Source organism: Pedobacter indicus, assembly GCF_003449035.1.
GTDB classification, from domain to species: domain Bacteria; phylum Bacteroidota; class Bacteroidia; order Sphingobacteriales; family Sphingobacteriaceae; genus Albibacterium; species Albibacterium indicum.
On the sequence record NZ_QRGB01000001.1, the window covers coordinates 943209 to 965037 of the forward strand.

Sequence of the window (21829 nt, forward strand, 5' to 3'; positions counted from 1 at the left end):
ATAATTAAAATAATGTGTGACGATGATAACAGAAGAACAAGTTTTAAAAGCTTTGAGCTATGTCGAAGATCCTGATTTCAAGAAGGATTTGGTTACGCTCAATATGATCAAAGATATAAAAATAGAACCCAATAAATTAAGTTTTAGCGTAGTATTGACCACACCCGCATGTCCGATGAAAGATCATTTGGAGAACGCGTGCCGGAATGCGATTGCTCATTTTGTTTCGAAAGATATTGAAGTGGATATCAATATGACTTCCAAAGTGCTTGCTCCGAAAAACTCACAACTTCCCAATATTAAGCACATCGTTTTGGTGTCATCAGGAAAAGGAGGGGTTGGAAAATCGACCGTAGCAAGCAATTTAGCGCTGGCGTTAAGCATGCAGGGAGCGAAAACTGGCTTACTCGATGCTGATATTTATGGGCCGTCTTTGCCAATAATGTTTGGTCTTGAAGGTGCAAAACCACAAGGCACAACCGGTGCTGATGGTAAATCAAAAATTTTGCCGATAGAGAAGTTTGGTCTTAAGTTGTTGTCTATTGGTTTCTTTACGGACCCTAATCAGCCTGTGCCATGGCGCGGCCCCATGGCGAGTTCAGCTGTTAAGCAACTCTTTAATGATGCCGAATGGGGCGAACTAGATTACTTGATCGTCGATCTTCCTCCTGGTACCGGAGATATTCACATTACAATTGCTCAGAGCTATCCGGTTACAGGTGCGCTCGTGGTTTCGACGCCACAACTCGTTGCTACTGCAGATGCATCCAAAGGTATCGGTATGTTTTTGATGGATGCCATCAACATTCCACTTATCGGTGTAGTTGAGAATATGGCCTATTTTACACCTGCTGAACTTCCTGATAATAAATATTATATATTTGGCAAGGGTGGCGGTAAAATGCTTGCCCAAAAATATGATGTTCCTTTAATAGGGGAAATCCCACTTGTTAAAAGCATCAGTGATGCTGGTGATAGTGGCATGCCAGCTGTTTTGGATGAAGATACGATCATTAGTAAAGCTTTCTCTGAAATCGCTCAGAAGGTAGCACAGCAACTTTCTATCATCAGTGAGTCAACGTTGCAGACGGTGTAAACTTTTTATCGGAGTGATAATTTTAGTAACTTTACATTTAGAAACATAGAATTATGAATTTGAAGGATAAAGTAGAACAGGCGTTAGATACCATGCGTCCTTTTCTTGAAGCTGATGGTGGTAATGTTGTTATTGAGGAAATTACTCCAGAGAATGTGGTGATCTTAAAACTTCTTGGATCATGTGCTTCCTGTTCTATGAGTATTATGACATTCAAAGCAGGGTTAGAGCAAGCTATCAAAAAGGCCGTGCCAGAGGTTAGCGGTGTAGAGGCGATTAATCTAACCGCGATTTAACATTATTTAACCCTGCTAGTTTTCAGAATGTGGTAGATTTGTGATTATGAAATTTTGTTTGAAAACAGTTTTTGTTCTTATCATCGTCGCGTTTAGTTTGGGCGCCCATGCCCAAGAGGAGCCGACCAAGAAGCTTGTGCAATTTACTGGGATCATACAAAATGTAGACTCGAATGTCGTAGTACCCTATGTTACAATTCGGAATATTTCCTATCGAGATCAATTTTTTGCATCCAATCATCAAGGCTATTTCTCTTTTGTAGCACACGAGAAGGATACAATTGAATTTACCGCAATAGGATATAAGACAACGCAGGTAGTGATCCCTGAGTCAGAGAATAACCGACATAGTGGTATCGTAAAAATGGAGGCTAGCGTGACTGCCCTCCCGGTTGTAGTTGTTTTACCATGGGCAAGTGTCGAAGAGTTTAACCAAGCTTTTTTAGCTCTTGACGTTGCAGATGATGACTATTTGTTGGCTAAAAGGAATCTAAGTCGAGAGAGTTTGGTCGCCATGGCACGTGAAGCACCCCTAAGTGCGAATGAGCTGCAGAATTATCAGGCAATCAGTAGTCATCAGAATATGACTAATCGAAATATTAATCAGCGATATGCGAACCCGCTCCTGAATCCTTTTGCGTGGGCAAAATTCATTGATCAAATATCTAAGGGCAGCAAAAAGTAGCTAGTTGTCTTAGCCTTCCCATCGTACTTTACTCTCTAACGGGTTGCGTTTTCCATATTTTCGGTCGTCATCATGATAACCCATATAAAACAGCCCGATACAACTCTCATTATTCTCTAATTTGAGGAAGCTTGATAGGTTATTTATGAGTGCTGTAGAGCTCCAATATGAACCAATCCCTAGTGCAGATGCGGCAATTGACATGTTCTGGACAGCCGAAGCAACAGCAGCTATTTCTTCCCATCGGGGTATCTTGCCGCTTTCATGTAAACAGATTGCGATGACCGCGCCCGATTGCAAAACTTTTTTTTGAATAGATTTACTTTTTTTCTCTAAATAGGTGTCCGGAGTTGTTGTCGACTCGTATTGACTAGCAAGCTCATTGGCTAATCTGTCAAGCCCTTTATCGGTAAAAACTACAAAGCGCCAAGGCTCGGTAAGCTTGTGATTAGGTGCTTGATCGGCACACGCGAGTATCTCTTCAATCAGTGCTTTCTCAATGGTTTTATTTTGATAGCTTGCCGGAAATATACTTCGCTTCGTCTTAATTAATTCCAGAATTTCCTTTTCTACATTGGTCATGCTTTTTCAGATATAATAGCGTCCAAGCCTTTACGAATACGACTAATGGTTTCCGCTTTGCCCAGCGTTGCAGCAATATCGAAAACGTGCGGTCCAAACTTGCCTCCTACCAACATAATACGTAAAGGCAACATAAGCTCACCCATCTTCATGCCCGAAGCTTGAATCGCCAGTTTATAAAAGCTTTCAAGCTCCTCTGAATGCCACGGCTCAAACGCTTCCAGCCTTTCTCCGATATCTGTGAAGAAAGCTGTCTTCTCATCGTTCCATCGCTTCAATATTGTGTCCAGATCATAGCTGGTTGGTTCTTGAAAGAAGAAGCTCGCATTGCTCCAAAAGTCAGTTAGCAGTGTCAGTCGTTCTCTAGTTAAAGCAAGAACACTTTCCAGATATTTAGCGTCAATATTAGGTTGATGGTTGGCCATTAATGGACGGATATATTCTGCGATTTCTTCAATCGAAAGCTTCTGTATCCATTCATGGTTATACCATTTCGCTTTCTCAAAGTCGAATTTAGCGCCCGAATTATTAATACGTTCCAAAGAAAATTTCTCAATAAGCTCAGCTAAGGAGAAAAGCTCTTGATCTGTTCCGTCGTTCCAACCTAATAAAGCGAGCATATTAACAAATGCTTGCGGCAGAAAGCCTAGTTCTCTGAAACCTTTTGTAATATCACCAGATTTTGGGTCTTTCCAATCCATCGCAAAAACCGGGAAGCCGAGTCGATCACCATCTCGTTTACTGAGTTTACCATGACCATCCGGCTTCAAAATCAGTGGCAGATGTGCCCATTCTGGCATCTCATTTTTCCAGCCTAAATATTCCCATAATAAAATATGAACTGGCGCTGAAGGCAACCATTCCTCACCACGAAAAATGTGACTGATCTTCATTTGGTAATCATCCACTACGACGGCAAGATGGTAGGTGGGCATATTGTCGGCCTTTAATAATACTTTGTCATCCACCAGATTAGTGTCAAATACAACTGATCCACGAATCATATCCTCAAACTGGATAGTCTCATCAGTAGGCATTTTGATTCGTATCACATGGGGCGTTCCTTTATCCAGTAATTCCCGCACTTCAGACTCTGGCAGACTCAAGGAATTCTTCATTGTCATTCTCGTAGAATGTCCATAGGTGAAATTAGGCATTTTTGTGCGAGCCTCTTCGAGCTCTTCCGGAAGATCAAAAGCATAGTAAGCCTTTCCCGCGTCAACTAGCTTTTCAGCATAGGCTCTGTAAGATTCTTTCCGTTCACTTTGCCGATAAGGGCCAAATTCACCAGGTTTTGAGGGGCTTTCATCAGGATGGATGCCACACCATGCCAGGCAATTGTTGATGTACTCTTCTGCCCCCTCAACAAAGCGACTCTGATCTGTATCTTCCACTCGTAATATGAAATCACCGTTATTTTTCTTAGCGAAGAGATAGTTGAATAAAGCCGTACGTACTCCTCCTAAGTGTAAACCGCCCGTCGGACTAGGCGCAAAACGAACCCTAACTTTTCTATTTTCATTCATAGTACAAAGATAAAAAATTGCATGTGGGATTTTCGGAATCCACGAATTTTTCATATAAATATGTATTTTGGCTAAAAGTTTGTCAATGAATCCATATAGAAATAACCAGCGTTGGAAGTTTGCGTTGCTTTTTTTCGCCGCACTCATCGCCGCGACATCCCTGTTCTATACAAATTATTTAGTCAAGAACTTGTCAGAAGCGGAGCGTACTAAGGCGGAGGTATGGGCTATGAGCACCCGCAATATTTTCAATATGCCGGATATTAACGACGAATTTACCACCTTTATATACGCGGTTCGTGACAGCCTTTCCATGCCGGCGATTATAGCTGATTCTCAAGACAGTATTATTTACTGGAAAGGGCTGGACACTGCCCGCACAAATATTCATATCGAGAGCGAAATGATCATGGAGGGGATGTCAGTCCCCAAATATGACCCTGAATATTTTCGCGATCAATTGGAGATTATGAAAGAACAGCACCCTCCGATTATCGTTGAACTTTATAATGGAGAGTCTTGGTATATTTACTACAAAGACTCTAGGTTGCTTACTCAGCTACGGATATTTCCCTATATACAGTTGAGTTTAATTGCGGTATTCTTGGTTATTGCATACACCGTGTTTAATTCCATACGTAAATCAGAACAAAATCAGGTTTGGCTCGGTATGGCAAAAGAAGCAGCTCATCAGCTCGGGACGCCGATTTCCTCATTGATGGCTTGGGTAGAATTGATTAAATCAAAATTCAATGCAGATAAAGATCCGTTAATTGAAGAGATGGAAACGGATGTGAAACGGTTGGAGATCGTAGCAGATCGATTTTCCAAAATAGGCTCCAAGCCAGTATTGGAGCCACATAATCTCTATGATGTTGCGAAAAATTTTGTTGATTATTTTAAAATTAGGATCAGTCAAAAAATAGAATTTGAAGTCAAAGGAGATCGAGACGTTGAAGCCATGTTGAACGTTCCTCTCTTTGACTGGGTGCTGGAAAATATCCTGAAGAATGCTGCAAATGCCATAGAATCAAGCGGTAAAATCGAGTTAGAGATTATTGAAAATATTGCAAAAGAGCAGATTTTTATCGACATTAGCGATACAGGAAAAGGAATTCCCCGTTCACAGTTTGATGCAGTTTTTCAACCAGGATATACAACACGAAAAAGAGGATGGGGATTGGGTTTATCATTAACGAAAAGGATGGTTGAAAACTACCACAAAGGACACATTTTTATTAAAGATTCTGAAGTTGGTAAAGGGACGACATTTCGAATTATATTAAATAGTAGCTTAATTTATGAACCCGCTAAGATCTGATGAATTCCCTGCCGAATGGTCTAGGTATATTGATACGGTAACGGATAACTGTTTGGAAAGACTGAGAGAGCAGATGGAAACATTCCCTAGTTTTTTGCGAAGTATTCCCGCTGGCAAGTCGGAATATGCGTACGCAGAAGGCAAATGGAATGTTAAGGAGGTGGTGGGTCACATACTCGATACCGAGCGAATTATGGCATATCGTGCTCTTTGTTTTGCCAGAAATGACACCAAAGAGCTTCCCGGTTTTGATCAGGATGTTTACGTTGAAAATGGTTATTTTAACTCGTTTAGCCTTGAGCATTACGCAGAAGAGTTTATTCTGATTCGTAAAACAAATTTAGTGCTGTTTGAATCTTTTCAGGAAAATGCTTTGTTAAGGAGTGGTCTGGCTGGGGGGCGACTCGTCAGCGTTCGCGCTTTGATGTATATGATCGCTGGACATTTAAATCATCATCGCTTGATTATTCAAGAGCGCTATTTGTGACGTCTTGTGAAAAAAAACTCAAAATAAAAAACTTATAAATCACGAGTTTGTTACTGATGTATCAGTCAAAGCCAATTGGTTTTGTGATAAGGTTTAGGTTTGAAACGCCCTGATGTGAATCGGGGCGTTTCTAATTTATACACCAACTTGCTCTACTTAAGTCTTTTTTTCTTTTTTTAACAGATTAATTTTATTAGTCTTGTATCTGAAAATTTTAAATCTGTAAAAAGTCATCTAATGGTTCAAGAAAATTTATCTGGTCATTCTCCTAAGCCAGCGATCAATCCGATTGTCATTATCGGCGCATTGTTTTTCATTTTCGGATTTGTTACCTGGTTGAATTCCTTGCTTATTCCGTATTTGGAGATTGCGTGTGAATTAACCAAGTTTCAATCCTTCTTTGTAACCTTCGCCTTCTATATTGCTTATTTGGTGATGGCTCCTATCTCAACCCGAGTACTGAATAAATTTGGTTTCAAAAACGGTATGTCTGTGGCATTGATCGTTATGGCGGTGGGTGCCCTTATTTTTATTCCAGCAGCAATGACAAGGATCTATGGTCTGTTTTTGCTGGGCTTATTTATTATGGGTAGTGGGCTTGCAATTCTGCAAACCGCTTCGAATCCTTATATTACGATCGTTGGCCCTCCTGAGAGTGCAGCCAAAAGAATCAGTATCATGGGGATCTGTAATAAATTAGCAGGTGCTGCAGCCCCGATTATTTTAGGGATATTCTTGCATTTAGAGAGTGCTGACCAGTTAAAGAGCGATGTCGCTCACATGGCAGATGCCGATCGTATTGCCGCCTTAGATGCAATGGCACTACGTGTGATACCTCCTTATATTGGGATTATCGCTGTACTCTTACTCCTTGCTATATGGGTGTATAAATCAGGTTTGCCAGAAGTTGATACAGATGAAGAAGATGAAGCTGTGGCAACATCGAATTCAGGGAAAAAGAGCGTTTTCGACTTCCCTCATGTCATCTTAGGTGTTATTACACTTTTCTTATATGTTGGCGTAGAGGTAATCGCGGGCGACTCGATTATCAGTTACGGTGCTTCACAAGGCATTGCATTAGGGACCGCTAAATACTTTACTACCGGTACAATGGTGGCGATGGTTGTCGGTTATTTAGTTGGTATCGTTGCAATTCCTAGATACATAAAACAAGAGAATGCTCTTCGCTTATGTGCAATCTTAGGCATTTTATTTACACTCGGGGCGATATTTACACAAGGCTTCGTGTCAGTAGGTTTCATTGCACTATTAGGTCTTGCCAACTCGTTGATGTGGCCAGCAATCTGGCCTCTAGCGCTTGCCGGTGTTGGACGTTTTACCAAAGCGGCATCCTCCTTATTGGTAATGGGTATCGCTGGTGGTGCCGTAATTCCACTGTTATATGGTGCATTAGCTGACTCTTGGAACCCACAGTCTGCATATTGGATCGCTGTGCCGTGTTACTTATTTATCTTGTATTATGCTGTAGCAGGCCATAACGTTGGAAAAAAGAACAAAGAAATAAAATTCTAATTAAAGACGGACATTTCCGAAGAACTGTCTTCGAAGAACGATGCCCTCAGAACGTGAAATACTTCTGAGGGCATTTTTTTTACTGGAACAATCCAGGCTAATCACAAGGGCCATAGCTCCTGAAGCTGTTGTTCGGAATCACGAGGAAAATAATGTCAAATGATATCCGGTTTTATCCCTGTTTTTATTAAAATATAGGGAGTCAATAGGGATTAAATAGCAAATTAATTGGCAAATAAGTTAAACGAGGGTCTACTGGGTTCGTTCGGTCTCATCATCTTCCCATGACAAAGTTTTTTTCTATCTTTGTTTTTCCAAAAATAACGACTCTTTATGTTTGAGAATTTACAGGACAAGTTAGATAGAGCATTTAAAGTTCTAAAAGGTCAAGGTAGTATTTCTGAAATCAATGTTGCTGAGACTGTCAAGGAAATTCGTAAGGCCTTATTAGATGCGGATGTAAACTATAAAACAGCGAAAGCTTTTACGGATGAGGTAAGGGAAAAGGCCTTGGGGCAAAATGTGCTATCTAGTGTTTCTCCAGGTCAGCTATTGACTAAGATCATGAACGATGAACTTGCCAAGCTGATGGGGGGATCGGTAACAGAGCTGGAGCTGAAGGGGAACCCAACAATTATCCTGATTGCAGGTCTAAACGGTGCTGGTAAGACCACATTTTCAGGTAAACTTGCTAACTTCTTAAAAACAAAAAAGGGTAAAAAGCCTTTATTGGTGGCTGGAGACGTTTATCGTCCAGCAGCCATTGATCAGTTACAGGTTCTTGGAGAGCAGATAGGAGTTCCTGTTTATGCTAATCTTGAATCCAAAGACCCCATTGCCATTGCCGAAGAGGGGGTAGCGGAAGCTAAACGCAATGGGAATAGTGTTGTTATTATCGATACAGCGGGTCGCTTAGCAGTCGATGAAGCCCTGATGAATGAAATTTCTGCCGTTAGGGATGCAACGCAACCACATGAAATCCTTTTTGTCGTTGACTCGATGACTGGTCAGGACGCAGTTAATACAGCCAAGATATTTAATGACCGGTTGGATTATACGGGGGTTGTATTGACGAAGCTTGACGGTGATACGCGTGGTGGTGCTGCGCTGTCTATTAAGTCGGTTGTTAACAAACCCATCAAATTCATCGGAACGGGGGAAAAGATGGAAGCACTCGATGTGTTCCACCCGGATCGGATGGCGTCCAGAATTTTAGGGATGGGTGACGTTATCTCTTTAGTAGAACGCGCTCAACAGCAATTTGATGAGAAAAAGGCTGCCGAACTTCAAAAGAAAATACGCAAAAATAAGTTCGATTTCAATGACTTTATCAGTCAGATCCAACAAATTAAAAAGATGGGTAATATGAAGGATCTGATGGGGATGATCCCAGGAGCTGGTAAAGCGTTGAAAGATGTGGAGATTGAAGATGATGCCTTTAAGCCGATCGAGGCGATTATTCATTCGATGACACCTTATGAACGTGAAAACCCTGATATTATCAATCAGTCTCGTCGTCAGCGGATTGCAAAAGGGTCGGGTACTGATTTGCAAGAAGTGAACAAGTTGATGAAGCAGTTCAATGATATGAGGAAAGTAATGAAACAGTTCTCAAATCCGGCAGCAGCTGCGAAGCTGATGAAGAATATGCCTAAAATGCCATTTGGTAAATAAATAATAATTTTTTTGTAGGAGGGTATTTGCTATGCTTGTGAAAACACATGCTAGTTCCGTCTATGGGATCGAGTCAACGACAGTTACCGTCGAAGTGAAGGTAACTGCTGGAACTAAGTATTATATCGTTGGGTTGCCGGACAATGCTATCAAGGAGAGTCTTCAACGAATCGAAAGTGCTATCCAGTCAGCTAATTTCCGAATGCCAAGGCAGAAAATTGTGGTAAATCTTGCACCTGCTGATATCCGTAAAGAAGGGTCGGCCTACGACTTAGCAATCGCTATGGGTATTTTAGGCGCATCCGGACAGATCCAAATTGATCGGCTTTCAAAGTATATTATATTGGGTGAGCTTTCTTTGGACGGTGGCGTGCAGCGTATAAAAGGTGCGTTGCCTATTGCGATACAAGCTCGACATGAAGGTTATGATGGTGTGATTTTGCCTAAAGATAATGCGCGTGAAGCCGCTATTGTGGATGGCTTGAAGGTTTACGGAGTTGAGAATATCAGCGAAGTAATTTCCTTTATCGATGGTAAGATGGAAATTGAAGAAACGATCGTTGATACACGAGCTGAATTTCACGATCATATCAATAATTATGAATTTGACTTCTCAGATGTAAGCGGACAACTAAACATTAAAAGAGCATTGGAAATTGCCGCGGCTGGAGGACATAATGTTATCCTGATCGGTCCGCCAGGCTCGGGAAAAACGATGCTGGCGAAGCGACTGCCTACAATCCTGCCTCCGCTCTCGTTACGGGAGTCGCTTGAAACAACGAAGATCCATTCGGTTGCAGGATATTTGTCAGCTTCTGATTCGCTCATGACTGTCCGCCCGTTCCGGGATCCACATCATAGTATTAGTGATGCTGCACTTGTCGGGGGCGGGGCTAATCCACAACCCGGAGAGATATCACTGGCGCACAATGGAGTCTTATTTTTAGATGAACTGCCTGAGTTTAAACGATCTGTTCTTGAGGTAATGCGCCAACCCCTTGAAGAACGTAAAATAACGATTTCCAGAGCTAAATTAACGGTCGACTATCCTGCTAGTTTCATGTTAGTTGCAGCCATGAATCCATGTCCTTGCGGTTATTATAACCATCCTCATAAAGACTGCATTTGCCCACCTGGCGTGGTGCAAAAGTATTTGAGTCGGGTTTCAGGGCCTTTATTGGATCGTATTGATCTCCATATTGAAGTAACGCCCGTTAATTACCAAGAGTTGAGCAATGGGGTACGTGGAGAAAATAGCCACGCTGTTCGTGAACGAGTGATAAAAGCAAGAAACGCGCAGGCTGAGCGCTTTTCGAAAAGAAATAAGGATAAGGATTTTGCTGAGATTCACAGTAATGCCCAAATGAGGGTAAAAATGGTTAGAGAGGTTTGTCAGATTTCTGATGAAGGTAAAAGGTTGTTACAATCAGCGATGGAACGGTTAAGCTTATCTGCACGAGCTTACGATCGTATATTAAAGGTAGCCAGAACGATTGCCGACTTAGATGGCAGTATCGATATTTCAACAGAACATTTGGCGGAGGCGATTCAATATCGTTCTTTGGACAGAGAAAATTGGTCAGGATAGTAATAAGATGACAATAAATTTGTATAATTGCTCAGTTATAACTATTATAACTGATTAAATCATAAATTATTAAAAGCAAAATTAAAAAAAATGAAAATTGCCGTAGTTGGAGCCACTGGCTTAGTCGGGTCCATGATCTTAAGAGTTCTGGAGGAAAGGAATTTTCCTCTCGATGAATTGATTCCTGTTGCTTCTGAAAGAAGCAAGGGTAAGGAAATCATATTCAAGGGCTCTAAATATAAGGTGGTTACACCTGACGAGGCAATTGCGATGAAACCTGATATCGCCCTTTTTTCAGCGGGTGGAGTAACTTCGACTGAATATGCTCCGAAATTTGCTGAAGCTGGTACTACCGTAGTTGATAATTCTTCCGCATGGCGTATGGACCCGGATAAGAAATTAGTCGTTCCTGAAGTCAATGCATCTGTTCTTAGTTCGGATGATAAGATCATTGCTAACCCCAATTGTTCAACCATTCAAATGGTCGTTGTTTTAAAGCCACTTCATGAAAAGTATAAAATCAAACGGGTTGTGGTCTCTACTTACCAATCAGTTACCGGAACAGGCGTTAAGGCGGTTGACCAGCTGAATAATGAGCGTTCTGGAATTGAGGGGGAAAAAGCCTATCCTTACAAAATAGACCTGAACGTGATTCCTCAGATTGATGTATTTATGGAAAATGGATACACCAAAGAGGAGATGAAGATGATACAGGAGACGAACAAGATTATGGGTGATGACTCGATCAAGGTGACAGCAACCACGGTGCGTATCCCGGTTATGGGTGGGCATTCAGAGTCGATTAACATTCAATTTGAAAATGAGTTTGATCTTAAAGAAGTTCGTGAGATCCTTTCAAAACAAGAGGGAATAGTTGTAGTTGATGATCCTGCCAATTTGAAATATCCGATGCCTTTGGACGCACACGATAAAGATGACATTCTTGTTGGACGGATTCGTCGTGACGAAACGCAAGATAAAACATTGAACCTTTGGGTTGTTGCTGACAACTTACGCAAAGGCGCTGCGACGAATGCTGTGCAAATTGCCGAGTATTTACTGAGAGAAAAAATCGTAGCCTAAATAAATGCTTTTAACGTAAAATGAGATTATTCGGGCCACATGATAAAAAGCGCGGCGCTCCCAAAAGAGCGCCGCGCTTTTTATAACCATTTTTGTTTTGATCGAAACTAACCTTTGGGCTCTAATGCTGACGTGATTCGTTTCTCCAAGTCTCTAAAATGGTATGCCGAAATACTCTTGCCAGATGCAGCAGATTTGATTTTTCGCTGTAGGTCTGCGAGGTGCCCTCTGGCGACACTTGTAATATCAGATTCAGTAGGGTCGAGGTTTACGCTTCCAAAATTACTTATTCTCTCTTTTGGTGGTGAAAGCAAATCGATCAGATTCGATACGTAGGCTTTTTGCAGGTTTCTTCTGTAAATATCTGAATTTTTCAAGTCTGTCCATATCCCCTTTTCTAAACCATTAAATAATTCCGAAACACCAAAAGCGTTCTGATCCTGCATTTCAGCTTTGATTAATTTGTCGAGTGTTCGTGCTGATAGGAGACGGTTGACAACATTTTGCTGGACAGCGCCAATCCGATCGATTGGGTTCTGTCCGATGCGATTATAAATGTCATAATCAATTAACCATGCTGGTGTTGTAAACACTTGGGAATTCAAGAAATCCATAGCTCTTTGTTGTCGTTCAGCTGGTACCAGTTCATAGACAGCACCTTCCTGTTCAATAGTTTTTGGGGTTTCGTAAATTCCTGCTATGTTTTTAGTAACATGACCTGCGTACCTATTAAACTGTGTGATTACTTCGCCATAAAGTGTCTCCAGATTATCATAACCTTCGTTAGCTGTGGCTGTCCAGTCTAGTAGATTAGGAACAATCCGTTGAAGGTTCTGTATGCCATAATCGCTTGCCAGCATAGAATCGTCACCCAGGTCTTCGCTTTGTGAACGGGGATCGTCAGGGTTTGATTCAGTTCCGAACCAATATTTCGGGTCGCCAGCTTTTGCTAAAATCCATTGATTAAGTTTTGCCACTTCATCATCCCGGTCTTTCGCTTCAGGGATCAGCGTGTATCCCCATTCAATAGCCCATTTGTCGTAATAATTAATCTTCGGATAGAGGTCGGAGCCTGTGAGTCCATCGCCAGGCTGGGCAATATAGTTGAAGCGAGCATAGTCCATAATGGAGGGCGCTACCCCGTGTTCTTTTACCCATTGAACATTCCGTAAACTGTCAACCGGGTAGGCGGCACTGGAACCGAAGTTGTGACGCAGACCAAGTGTGTGACCAACTTCATGTGAAGAAACAAAGCGTACCAAGTCTCCCATCAGGTCATCATCAAACTCCATCTTTCTGGCACGGGGATCATTCGGTGAAGCCTGAATAAAATACCAATTTCTCAAAAGGGTCATAACGCTATGGTACCAGTTGATATGGCTCTCTAAAATTTCACCGGAACGTGGGTCATTTACATGCGGACCACTTGCATTGGGTATGGAAGAGGGTTTGTATACAATGGCCGAGTACCGCGCATCTTCGAGCGACCATTCGGGGTCTTCTTCTTTTGTCGGCGCACGCTTTCCTACAATCGCATTCTTAAAACCAGCTTCTTCAAAAGCTGCCTGCCAGTCATTGACTCCTGCGATTAAATGGTCAACCCATTTTTCGGGAGTCGCCGGATCGATGTAAAAAACGATTTGTTTTTTGGGCTCCACCAGTTCGCCACGTTTGTATTTTTCTATATCCTCATCTTTTGGTTCTAAGCGCCATCTGGTTATTAAGGCCTTGTGTTCTATTCCCTGTGGGTTTAGATCGAAGTCTGTATACCGTACGGTGAAGTAACCAACACGAGGATCGAAATACCTGCCTTGCATCGGAACTTTTGGAAGAAGAACCATCGATGTGTTAAGCTCTAAGGTTGCTGTTCCGCTTGACATAGCAGCAGCGGCAGGTCCTGAAACACCTTGTGGGGCAGTACGACCGTAGGTTTTTACCGTTCTTATCTCTGTATTCGTTGGAAAAGACTTCACCGTATCAATGTATGACATGTCTTTTTTTATTGAACCCAGACGCAATACTTGCTTATAACGCGGACTAAAAAAGAAGATATCGTTATCATCGTTGATAAAAGAAGTCATATCCACGATGACGCTATTTTTCTCAGGTCCAAATGCTACAATATCAAAGGATGCAGCGATCGGCTGAATATTCGAATTCATAACCGTTGTATACATCGCTTGCGTACTATCTTTTGAACGCTCCGAATAAGATATTTTCTTCATGAACACTTTATTGTTTGGGCCCTTTTCGTATCGGATCACATTTTCGTTGATCTGATCGCCGGCATATCCTGAAAACCCAGTTCGTAAATCAACCCCACTTCTTGATATGCGGTTGACAACGATGATATCTCTGTTCATGATGCTATCGGGGATCTCAAAAAAATATTTTTCGTCTTGCGTATAAATATTGAATAGACCTTTATGTCCTTCCTCTGCATCTTTCATAAAGTTGACAAAGGTTTTCGGCTCTTTTTTATCGTTTTTTTTCTTCGTCGAATCAGATTCGGTTGTACTTGGCTTTTCTGTGGGCTTTTGAGCAGATACAAATGCTGAGTTTGAGAACAGGGCAAAAGCTGCAATCCCCACATACAGTATAAATTTCTTCATATGGATTATTAGTTTGTAATAGTTCTACATAATTAGGAATTTTTATTTGATAAAGTAACTTTTCTGAACGTAAAAAAGTGGCTATAAACAAGAATGTGTAAAGTTAATCCCTTCGAATTAAAAAAATGGCTTACCTTTGATATCTGAATAGTAATATTTCTTCAACATTCAGAACTCTAATAATGAATTACAAACGCATTTTACTAAAGCTTAGCGGAGAAGCCCTTATGGGTGAAAAAAACTACGGGATAGATATCGATCGGGTAGCCCAATATGCAAAAGATATTAAACAAGTGCACGATGAAGGGGTAGAAATTGCAATTGTTATTGGAGGTGGCAATATATATCGAGGGTTAAGCGCTGAAAAATCAGGAATGGACAGGGTACAGGCAGACTATATGGGGATGCTTGCAACTGTGATCAATTCTATGGCTTTACAAGATGCGCTGGAAAAAGTTGAGATCAAAACTCGCTTGCTTACTGCTATAAAAATGGAACAGATTTGTGAGCCTTTTATCCGCAGACGGGCTGTTCGGCATCTTGAAAAGGGTAGAGTAGTGATCTTTGGTGCTGGAACAGGGAACCCTTATTTTACGACCGATACTGCTGCTTCACTCCGCGCAATTGAAATCAACGCTGATGTTGTTCTAAAGGGCACACGTGTTGATGGTATCTATACAGCTGATCCGTTAAAGGATCCGACAGCCACTCGATTTGACCAGCTTAGTTTTCAGGATGTATATGATCGTGGCTTAAACGTGATGGACATGACTGCTTTTACACTCTGTCAAGAAAATAAACTACCGATCATTGTTTTTGATATGAACAAAGCAGGAAATTTGATGAAACTGACAAAAGGTGAGCATATTGGCACCTTGGTTCGATAAGTTAGAGACAAAAAAGTATTTTTGATTTAAATAAAATCTCATGAATGACCTGATAAAATTACAACTTGATGAAACGGCCGAAAATATGACCAAGGCTGTAGCTTTTACGGAAAACGAATTAACTAAAATACGTGCCGGAAAGGCATTACCGTCTATGTTGGATGGTGTATCTGTGGAATACTATGGAGCATTAACTCCGTTGGCGCAGGTTTCAACGATTTCTACACCTGATGCCAGAACGCTGGTTGTGCAGCCTTGGGAAAAAACAATACTAAGAGATATAGAAAAAGCGATTATTGATTCCAATATCGGCTTGAACCCGCAAAACGATGGAACCGTTATCCGTTTGCTTATCCCGCCTTTAACCGAGGAGCGGAGAAGAGATTTGGTAAAGAAAGTGAAAGATGAGGCAGAAAAAGGCCGTGTTTCTATACGAAATCTTCGGAAGGAGGCCAACGAGCAGATTCGCAAGCTGAAAAACGATGGTTTGTCCGAAGATGAAATGAAAGATGGCGAAGGGGAGATTCAAAAGCTTACCGATAGCTTCATCCAGAAAGTTGATAAACTTGCTGAGGTTAAAGAGCAAGATATTATGACCGTCTAATTAAAGGACACGCTCTTCAAGAGAAAAAGGATGTAGGTTAGAGCCTACATCCTTTTTCTTTGCTAGAATATTTAAACTTTTTAGCGAATGATACTTCCGGGAAGAACCTTTTCGCTTGGAGCTACAAAGAATAGTTTGCCTTGACTGTCTTCTGCCATTAGGATCATCCCTTGAGATTCAACTCCTTTTATATTGCGGGGTTCTAGATTCAAAAGAACAGAAACCTGTTGTCCAATAAGGTCTTCAGCTTTGAAATGTTCTGCGATTCCCGAAACGATTGTCCTTCTGTCCAAACCAGTATCTACTGTTAGTCTCAATAATTTTTTTGTTTTAGCAACTTTCTCGGCAGCTACAATTTCGCCACTCCTGATATCCATCGCCGAAAACGTATCGAACGTAACCGCGGGCTTCCCTGCTAGTGCTTCACTATTGGCTTGTTGATTGGATGCAGCTGCTTGTGCCAGTTTCTTCAACTGAAATTCAACTTCTTCATCCGTGATTTTTTCAAAAAGAAGTTGTGTTTCGCCTAATTGATGACCGACTGGTAGCAGGTCGCCACGGCCACCTTGATCCCAACCCTTCGCAGCCTGGTTCAACATTTCGAAGAGCTTTTTTGCTGTAAAAGGCAAGAAAGGACGCGCAAATATGGCTAGGTTCGATGCAATTTGTAAACTGATATTCAGAACCGTTTTGACACGCTCTTCATCGGTTTTAATCAACTTCCAAGGTTCCTCGTCCGCCAAATACTTGTTTCCGAGACGTGCTGCTTGCATAAAATATGAAAGAGCCTCGCGGAAACGATAAGAATTGATAGCTTTCTCAATTTTAGACGGGTAACTGGCCAGTTCATTAAGCACTTGCTTATCACTATCCGTCAACGCTGAACCTTTGCATACTACTCCGTCAAAATACTTATGCGATAATACCATTACGCGGTTGATAAAGTTGCCGAAGATAGCAACTAGCTCATTGTTAACACGAGCCTGAAAGTCTTTCCAGGTAAATTCGCTATCCGATGTTTCTGGTAAAATAGACGTTAAAACGTAGCGTAATTCATCCTCTTTGCCCGGAAACTCTTCTAGATATTCATGTAGCCATACAGCATGGTTTCTTGAGGTGGAAAGTTTATCTCCCTCTAAATTCAAAAATTCATTCGCTGGAATATTTTCAGGTAATATGTAGTCTCCGTGAGCTTTTAAGATCGCCGGAAAAATGATGCAATGGAAAACGATATTATCCTTTCCGATAAAATGGATAAGGTGAGCGTTGTTTTTCGGATCATTTTGTATTTTCCAGTATTTCTCCCAATCTTTATTGTTGTCAAGCGCCCATTGTTTACTCGCAGAGATATAGCCAATTGGAGCATCAAGCCAAACGTACAATTTCTTCCCTTTTGCTTCTTTTAACGGGACATCTACGCCCCAGTCAAGATCTCTGGTCATTGATCGTGCTTGCAGCCCAGAATTTAACCAAGAATTACATTGGCCGTATACATTTGATTTTAAAATGTCCTTTTTGCCCTTTAATAACCATTCTTCAAGAAAGGTCTGATATTTATCAAGCGGTAAGTACCAGTGCTTTGTTATTTTTAATACTGGTTTTTCGCCACTTAACGTAGAGGTTGGATTAATAAGATCTGTAGGGTTTAGCGATGTACCACATTTTTCACACTGATCCCCGTATGCTCCATCGTGGTGGCAATTAGGACAGGTACCCACGATATATCGATCAGCCAAGAACTGCTTGTATTTTTCATCATAAAACTGCTCTGACTCTTTTTCAATAAATTCCCCTTTATTGTAAAGGGTTAAAAAGAATTCTTGTGACAATTCATGGTGGATTTGCGCCGATGTACGATGGTAAATGTCAAAGCCTATACCGAATTTCTGGAAGCTCTCCATGATCTGCGAGTGATACTGATCAACTATCTCTTGAGGCTCTTTACCTTCTTTCTTTGCTTTAATTGTAATTGCTGCACCATGCTCATCTGATCCGCAAACATGCAAAACATCGTGGTTTTTAAGGCGTTGAAAGCGGGCAAAGATATCTGCAGGTATATACGCCCCGGCCAGGTGGCCGATATGTAGAGGGCCATTAGCGTAGGGCAGGGCGGAGGTTATTGTAAATCTTTTTTTTTGTTGTGCGTTCGGCATTTTCGATTCGTTTTTCAAATTATGCAAAAGAAAAAAGCTGCAATATTTGCTATTTCTACAAAGATAATTCAATTTGCGGTTTCTAAAACCAATAATCATATGAAAGTACCACCTTATTTAAAAAAAAGAGATAAGATAGCCATTGTGGCTCCTGCCGGGAGAGTTAATAAGGATTTGTCTGAAGCGGTCAAAATTTTTGAGTCTTGGGGTTTGGAGGTTGTCATAGGAGAGTCTGTTCGCTCATCCTATCATCAATTTGCGGGCGATGACAGGCTGCGAATAAATGATTTTCAGCGGATGCTTAATGATGAATCCGTGAAGGCTATCATCGCTGCTAGAGGTGGGTATGGAACGGTGCGCATTATTGATGAATTGGATTTCTCAGATTTTAAAAACAATCCTAAATGGATTGTAGGGTATAGTGATATCACAGCTTTGCACGGTCACATCCAGGCACAGTTTGGCATACCAACAATTCATGGTCAAATGCCTTGGACAATTTCTGATGCTACCGATCTTTCGCTTGAAACCTTGCGCAAAGCTTTGTTCGGAGAGGAGATTGACTATCAATACAGCAGTTGTTCGACGAACGTGTCTGGGTACGCGGAAGGAATTCTGACAGGAGGCAACCTTGCTTTACTGGTAAATATTGCTGGTTCAGTTTCCGAACCCGATTACAAGGGCAAAGTTTTATTTATAGAAGATGTGTCTGAGTATTACTATTCGATTGACCGGATGATGCGCATGTTGAAGCGGGCGGGCAGACTTAAAGATATTCGTGCATTGATCGTTGGTGGGTTTACGAGTCTAAAAGACGGGGATCCGTCTTTTGGCTTTACTGCGCTGGAAATTATTATGGATGTTATTAAAGAATACTCTTATCCGGTTGCTACTGATTTCCCGGCAGGCCATATTGATAATAATCAATCGCTGATATTTGGAAAAAAAGTATCTTTGGACATTAAAAAGAAAAATGTTCATTTAAAATATTTATAATATGGCTGCATTGTCATCATTGGGCAGATACAAAGATTTCGGTTTGCTGTTAGCGCGTATCGGGTTAGGTTTATCGTTTATATTTTTGCATGGCTATCCAAAGTTAGTAGGTGGGGTCGAGACATGGAAAGTCGTTGGTTCTGCAATGAGTAACCTTGGTATTGATTTTTTTCCAGCAGTTTGGGGTTTCTTGGCCGGCTTTACGGAAGCGGTGGGTGGACTGTTTCTCTTACTGGGATTATTTTACCGTCCTGCCTGTTTATTGTTAGCATTTACGATGCTAGTAGCAGGGATGAACCATCTCGCCATGGGCGATGGCCTCATGGGTGCGGCACATGCCTTTGAACTTTTAGTCGTGTTTGTCGGTTTGTTATTTGTTGGGCCCGGAAAGTATAGCGTTGATAAGCGATAGGTCTTAGAGCAAATCGCTTATCAACTTGCTTGTTTATTGCCACCAGTGGCTTATTGCATATCAAATAGATGTTTTTCTGCATGGTAAGATGAACGCACCAATGGCCCACTTTCCACGTATTTAAACCCTATTTTAAGTCCAATTTCTTGGAATTTCTTAAATTTTTCTGGTGTAACCCATTCTACAACAGGGTGATGGTTTTTTGTTGGCTGAAGGTATTGCCCTAATGTCAGCACATGCACTCCAACATTGTATAGATCGGTCATTGCTTCAATAACATCTTCTTCGGTCTCTCCAAAGCCAAGCATAATGCCCGATTTGGTGCGTAATCCGGCTTCTGAGATTCGTCTCAAACATTCAAGGCTACGATCATATTTGGCTTGAATACGTACCTCACGAGTCAATCTGCGAACAGTCTCCAGATTGTGGGAAACTACTTCGGGTCGTACAGCAAGGACACGATCAAGGTTTTCCCAGATGCCTTTGAAGTCGGGAATGAGTGTTTCCAAGGTTGTTCCTGGACTTTCCCGGCGAATGGCCTTAACAGTCTCAGCCCATATGGTGGACCCTCCATCTTTCAGGTCGTCTCTGTCAACAGAAGTGATGACACAATGCTTTACTTCCATTAATCGAACTGACTCCGCAACACGATTGGGTTCATCTTGATCAACCGCTAACGGGCGACCTGTCGCAACTGCACAGAATGAACACGAACGGGTGCAGATATTTCCTAAAATCATAAAAGTCGCAGTGCCTGCACCCCAGCACTCACCCATATTGGGGCAGTTACCACTTTCGCAAATCGTATGAAGTTTGTGGGTGTCAACGAGATTACGAACATGACGATATTCTTTGCCAACAGGCAATTTCACGCGCAACCAATCCGGTTTCCGCTGTAATTCATTTGACGAAATAACTGGTAATTCAATCATATAACAAAAGTAAAGATAAAATTGTAAATTAGGGCTATAAATAGAGCGAACGAGCCAAGCGTTTGCACCTAATATTACATCAACATTACATCAAAGCTAAATTATGGCAACAATTAAAAACGAATATTTAGGAGAATTACGTACGAGAGCTACCCATTTACGATCAGGAAATTCATTGATTACAGATGCGCCGGTTGATAACCAGGGTAAAGGAGAAGCTTTTTCACCATCAGACCTGCTGGCTACTGCCTTAGGAAGTTGTATGCTGACCATTATGGGGATTGCCGCGCGCGAGCATCATATTGACCTGGAAAAAGTGGAACTGGAAACGACAAAGATTATGACCGATAATCCGCGTCGTGTTTCCAGGTTAGATATTGTTTTTAATTTTCCGAAAGGACAGCAGTATTCAGATAAAGAAAAAGTCATTTTGGAAAAAGCAGCAAAAACTTGCCCTGTTTTCTATAGTATTCACCCCGAAATCGAGAAAAATCTTCAATTTAACTGGTGACGTAAGCCGATGGGTGATGACGTAATCCGAGGAATTAGTCAGACCGAAGGGGCTACTTATACAGGTATGATCCGAAAGCTATCATCTTTTTTTGCCATTCTAGCAATTGCATTTTCACCTGCATGGTAGAAGAGGCATGTCCAGTCTTCGTTTGTCGCCTGAGTAGCATACTGCTCTCTCAGTTCCATTGCCTTGTGCCCATCGTAATCATATTTCGCGGCAAACCTGCGCAAAGCTTGTTCTGGTTCGGGCCATTCGTCTCCACCATAGAATAGATGGTCTTCCTCGTTTTTAATATGGAAGACCTGATGGTAGGGGCTGTGGGCTCCGCTGATTTCGTAGCTGACTAGTGAATTCAGCTCACCGTTGTTTTCGACGAAATGAACCTGTCCGCTTCTCTGTAAGATATCAAAAACCTCAGTACGATATGAAGATTTCGTGTCGCTATAAGCCTCTTCCCATTCCGCCCGCTGAATGATGTATTCAGCGTTTGTAAAACTAATCGTGTTGGTTTCCGAATTAATCATCCCCGAGGCATGATCCTGATGAAGATGAGACATGAGAACTAACGTAACATCCTCTGGCTCATAGCCGAGCTCACGGATGTTTTCGTGAATCATCATTTGCCCATTCTTTGAGAAGCCCAAACCAGTGTCAATGATAATAAGATCATTTCCTGTGTCAACAAGAAATGGTTTAACATTGATGAAAAGTGAACCTTTTCTATCTTTTTTATCATCTGTTTTTGGGTCGAAAGGAATAAACTTTTTATCTATCCCTACTGAAAATGATCCTTCATCTAATGCAAATACCTTCATATCCGAGTGTTTGATATACGTTGTGATTACGGC

General features: G+C 41.5%; 20 protein-coding genes. 14 read left to right on the forward strand and 6 right to left on the reverse strand.

Annotated elements, in window-relative coordinates:
• Nucleotides 1–22 precede the first annotated feature (22 nt).
• Genes D3P12_RS04365 through D3P12_RS04375 form a run of 3 tightly spaced genes read left to right on the forward strand, consistent with a single transcriptional unit; the run spans nucleotide 23 to nucleotide 2077 of the window.
• On the forward strand, nucleotides 23–1096 hold the full coding sequence (locus tag D3P12_RS04365) for an Mrp/NBP35 family ATP-binding protein (RefSeq protein ID WP_118193857.1): 1074 nt from the start codon (nucleotides 23–25) through the stop codon (nucleotides 1094–1096).
• 53 nt (nucleotides 1097–1149) lie between these two features.
• A complete protein-coding gene (locus D3P12_RS04370; protein WP_118193858.1) occupies nucleotides 1150–1392 on the forward strand; it encodes a NifU family protein in 243 nt (80 codons plus the stop codon).
• A gap of 46 nt (nucleotides 1393–1438) precedes the next feature.
• Nucleotides 1439–2077 carry a peptidase associated/transthyretin-like domain-containing protein gene (locus D3P12_RS04375; protein WP_118193859.1) on the forward strand — a complete coding sequence of 213 codons (639 nt, stop codon included), beginning with the start codon at nucleotides 1439–1441 and terminating at the stop codon, nucleotides 2075–2077.
• A 9-nt stretch (nucleotides 2078–2086) separates the two neighbouring features.
• Here D3P12_RS04375 and D3P12_RS04380 read toward each other — a convergent pair whose 3' ends face one another.
• Together D3P12_RS04380 and gltX are read right to left on the reverse strand one after the other, a co-directional pair.
• The gene (locus tag D3P12_RS04380; RefSeq protein WP_118193860.1) at nucleotides 2087–2659 is read right to left on the reverse strand and encodes a nitroreductase family protein; all 573 of its coding nucleotides are present in this window, start codon (nucleotides 2657–2659) and stop codon (nucleotides 2087–2089) included.
• Entirely contained in the window at nucleotides 2656–4185 is a 1530-nt protein-coding gene (gene gltX / locus D3P12_RS04385) for a glutamate--tRNA ligase (RefSeq protein WP_118196962.1), read from the reverse strand. Before gltX ends, D3P12_RS04380 begins: the two co-directional genes overlap by 4 nt.
• An 85-nt stretch (nucleotides 4186–4270) precedes the next feature.
• On the opposite strand from gltX, the gene D3P12_RS04390 reads away from it, so the two are divergent.
• The 6 genes from D3P12_RS04390 (at nucleotide 4271) to D3P12_RS04415 (ending at nucleotide 11871) form a co-directional block, all read left to right on the forward strand.
• Nucleotides 4271–5506 carry a sensor histidine kinase gene (locus D3P12_RS04390; protein ID WP_118193861.1) on the forward strand — a complete coding sequence of 412 codons (1236 nt, stop codon included), beginning with the start codon at nucleotides 4271–4273 and terminating at the stop codon, nucleotides 5504–5506.
• Complete coding sequence (locus tag D3P12_RS04395) at nucleotides 5487–5993, forward strand: DinB family protein (RefSeq protein WP_118193862.1); 507 nt, start codon at nucleotides 5487–5489, stop codon at nucleotides 5991–5993. The genes D3P12_RS04390 and D3P12_RS04395 overlap by 20 nt, the downstream gene beginning before the upstream one ends.
• A gap of 237 nt (nucleotides 5994–6230) precedes the next feature.
• Nucleotides 6231–7526: a sugar MFS transporter gene (locus D3P12_RS04400; protein ID WP_118193863.1), complete on the forward strand. Its 1296-nt coding sequence runs from the start codon at nucleotides 6231–6233 to the stop codon at nucleotides 7524–7526.
• Nucleotides 7527–7859: 333 nt separating this feature from the next.
• The gene (ffh, locus tag D3P12_RS04405) at nucleotides 7860–9200 is read left to right on the forward strand and encodes a signal recognition particle protein (protein ID WP_118193864.1); all 1341 of its coding nucleotides are present in this window, start codon (nucleotides 7860–7862) and stop codon (nucleotides 9198–9200) included.
• Between the two features lie 31 nt (nucleotides 9201–9231).
• Complete coding sequence (locus D3P12_RS04410; protein ID WP_118193865.1) at nucleotides 9232–10788, forward strand: YifB family Mg chelatase-like AAA ATPase; 1557 nt, start codon at nucleotides 9232–9234, stop codon at nucleotides 10786–10788.
• Between the two features lie 90 nt (nucleotides 10789–10878).
• A complete protein-coding gene (locus D3P12_RS04415; RefSeq protein ID WP_118193866.1) occupies nucleotides 10879–11871 on the forward strand; it encodes an aspartate-semialdehyde dehydrogenase in 993 nt (330 codons plus the stop codon).
• A 107-nt stretch (nucleotides 11872–11978) separates the two neighbouring features.
• On the opposite strand, the gene D3P12_RS04420 is transcribed toward D3P12_RS04415, so the two are convergent.
• A complete protein-coding gene (locus D3P12_RS04420) occupies nucleotides 11979–14483 on the reverse strand; it encodes a zinc-dependent metalloprotease (protein ID WP_118193867.1) in 2505 nt (834 codons plus the stop codon).
• 182 nt (nucleotides 14484–14665) lie between these two features.
• Between D3P12_RS04420 and pyrH the strand changes: the two genes are divergently transcribed.
• Both pyrH and frr read left to right on the forward strand, forming a co-directional pair.
• Nucleotides 14666–15370, forward strand: coding sequence for a UMP kinase (gene pyrH, locus D3P12_RS04425; RefSeq protein ID WP_118193868.1), 705 nt, complete (start codon nucleotides 14666–14668; stop codon nucleotides 15368–15370).
• Between the two features lie 40 nt (nucleotides 15371–15410).
• Nucleotides 15411–15974, forward strand: coding sequence for a ribosome recycling factor (gene frr, locus D3P12_RS04430; RefSeq protein WP_118193869.1), 564 nt, complete (start codon nucleotides 15411–15413; stop codon nucleotides 15972–15974).
• An 80-nt stretch (nucleotides 15975–16054) separates the two neighbouring features.
• Here frr and metG read toward each other — a convergent pair whose 3' ends face one another.
• A complete protein-coding gene (metG, locus tag D3P12_RS04435) occupies nucleotides 16055–18127 on the reverse strand; it encodes a methionine--tRNA ligase (protein WP_118196963.1) in 2073 nt (690 codons plus the stop codon).
• A gap of 21 nt (nucleotides 18128–18148) precedes the next feature.
• Here metG and D3P12_RS04440 point away from each other — a divergent pair, with 21 nt between their 5' ends.
• Both D3P12_RS04440 and D3P12_RS04445 read left to right on the forward strand, forming a co-directional pair.
• The gene (locus D3P12_RS04440; RefSeq protein WP_317124652.1) at nucleotides 18149–19123 is read left to right on the forward strand and encodes a S66 peptidase family protein; all 975 of its coding nucleotides are present in this window, start codon (nucleotides 18149–18151) and stop codon (nucleotides 19121–19123) included.
• Between the two features lies 1 nt (nucleotide 19124).
• Nucleotides 19125–19535, forward strand: coding sequence for a DoxX family protein (locus D3P12_RS04445; RefSeq protein WP_118193870.1), 411 nt, complete (start codon nucleotides 19125–19127; stop codon nucleotides 19533–19535).
• A gap of 50 nt (nucleotides 19536–19585) precedes the next feature.
• Here the strand turns inward: D3P12_RS04445 and lipA are convergent, their stop codons facing one another.
• Nucleotides 19586–20467, reverse strand: a complete 882-nt coding sequence (gene lipA / locus D3P12_RS04450; RefSeq protein WP_118193871.1) for a lipoyl synthase — start codon at nucleotides 20465–20467, stop codon at nucleotides 19586–19588.
• A gap of 103 nt (nucleotides 20468–20570) precedes the next feature.
• On the opposite strand from lipA, the gene D3P12_RS04455 reads away from it, so the two are divergent.
• Entirely contained in the window at nucleotides 20571–20978 is a 408-nt protein-coding gene (locus D3P12_RS04455; protein ID WP_118193872.1) for an OsmC family protein, read from the forward strand.
• 56 nt (nucleotides 20979–21034) lie between these two features.
• Here the strand turns inward: D3P12_RS04455 and D3P12_RS04460 are convergent, their stop codons facing one another.
• On the reverse strand, nucleotides 21035–21796 hold the full coding sequence (locus tag D3P12_RS04460; RefSeq protein ID WP_118193873.1) for an MBL fold metallo-hydrolase: 762 nt from the start codon (nucleotides 21794–21796) through the stop codon (nucleotides 21035–21037).
• Between the last annotated feature and the right edge of the window lie 33 nt (nucleotides 21797–21829).

Coding starts and splice junctions, on each gene's coding strand:
- D3P12_RS04415 (WP_118193866.1), top strand. CDS start 10,879: ATGAAAATTGCCGTAGTTGGAGCCACTGGCTTAGTCGGGTCCATGATC.
- D3P12_RS04395 (WP_118193862.1), top strand. CDS start 5,487: ATGAACCCGCTAAGATCTGATGAATTCCCTGCCGAATGGTCTAGGTAT.
- D3P12_RS04370 (WP_118193858.1), top strand. CDS start 1,150: ATGAATTTGAAGGATAAAGTAGAACAGGCGTTAGATACCATGCGTCCT.
- D3P12_RS04445 (WP_118193870.1), top strand. CDS start 19,125: ATGGCTGCATTGTCATCATTGGGCAGATACAAAGATTTCGGTTTGCTG.
- D3P12_RS04455 (WP_118193872.1), top strand. CDS start 20,571: ATGGCAACAATTAAAAACGAATATTTAGGAGAATTACGTACGAGAGCT.
- D3P12_RS04365 (WP_118193857.1), top strand. CDS start 23: ATGATAACAGAAGAACAAGTTTTAAAAGCTTTGAGCTATGTCGAAGAT.
- D3P12_RS04400 (WP_118193863.1), top strand. CDS start 6,231: ATGGTTCAAGAAAATTTATCTGGTCATTCTCCTAAGCCAGCGATCAAT.
- D3P12_RS04375 (WP_118193859.1), top strand. CDS start 1,439: ATGAAATTTTGTTTGAAAACAGTTTTTGTTCTTATCATCGTCGCGTTT.
- D3P12_RS04380 (WP_118193860.1), bottom strand. CDS start 2,659: ATGACCAATGTAGAAAAGGAAATTCTGGAATTAATTAAGACGAAGCGA.
- lipA (WP_118193871.1), bottom strand. CDS start 20,467: ATGATTGAATTACCAGTTATTTCGTCAAATGAATTACAGCGGAAACCG.
- D3P12_RS04390 (WP_118193861.1), top strand. CDS start 4,271: ATGAATCCATATAGAAATAACCAGCGTTGGAAGTTTGCGTTGCTTTTT.
- frr (WP_118193869.1), top strand. CDS start 15,411: ATGAATGACCTGATAAAATTACAACTTGATGAAACGGCCGAAAATATG.
- D3P12_RS04420 (WP_118193867.1), bottom strand. CDS start 14,483: ATGAAGAAATTTATACTGTATGTGGGGATTGCAGCTTTTGCCCTGTTC.
- D3P12_RS04460 (WP_118193873.1), bottom strand. CDS start 21,796: ATGAAGGTATTTGCATTAGATGAAGGATCATTTTCAGTAGGGATAGAT.
- ffh (WP_118193864.1), top strand. CDS start 7,860: ATGTTTGAGAATTTACAGGACAAGTTAGATAGAGCATTTAAAGTTCTA.
- pyrH (WP_118193868.1), top strand. CDS start 14,666: ATGAATTACAAACGCATTTTACTAAAGCTTAGCGGAGAAGCCCTTATG.
- gltX (WP_118196962.1), bottom strand. CDS start 4,185: ATGAATGAAAATAGAAAAGTTAGGGTTCGTTTTGCGCCTAGTCCGACG.
- D3P12_RS04410 (WP_118193865.1), top strand. CDS start 9,232: ATGCTTGTGAAAACACATGCTAGTTCCGTCTATGGGATCGAGTCAACG.
- metG (WP_118196963.1), bottom strand. CDS start 18,127: ATGCCGAACGCACAACAAAAAAAAAGATTTACAATAACCTCCGCCCTG.
- D3P12_RS04440 (WP_317124652.1), top strand. CDS start 18,149: ATGCAAAAGAAAAAAGCTGCAATATTTGCTATTTCTACAAAGATAATT.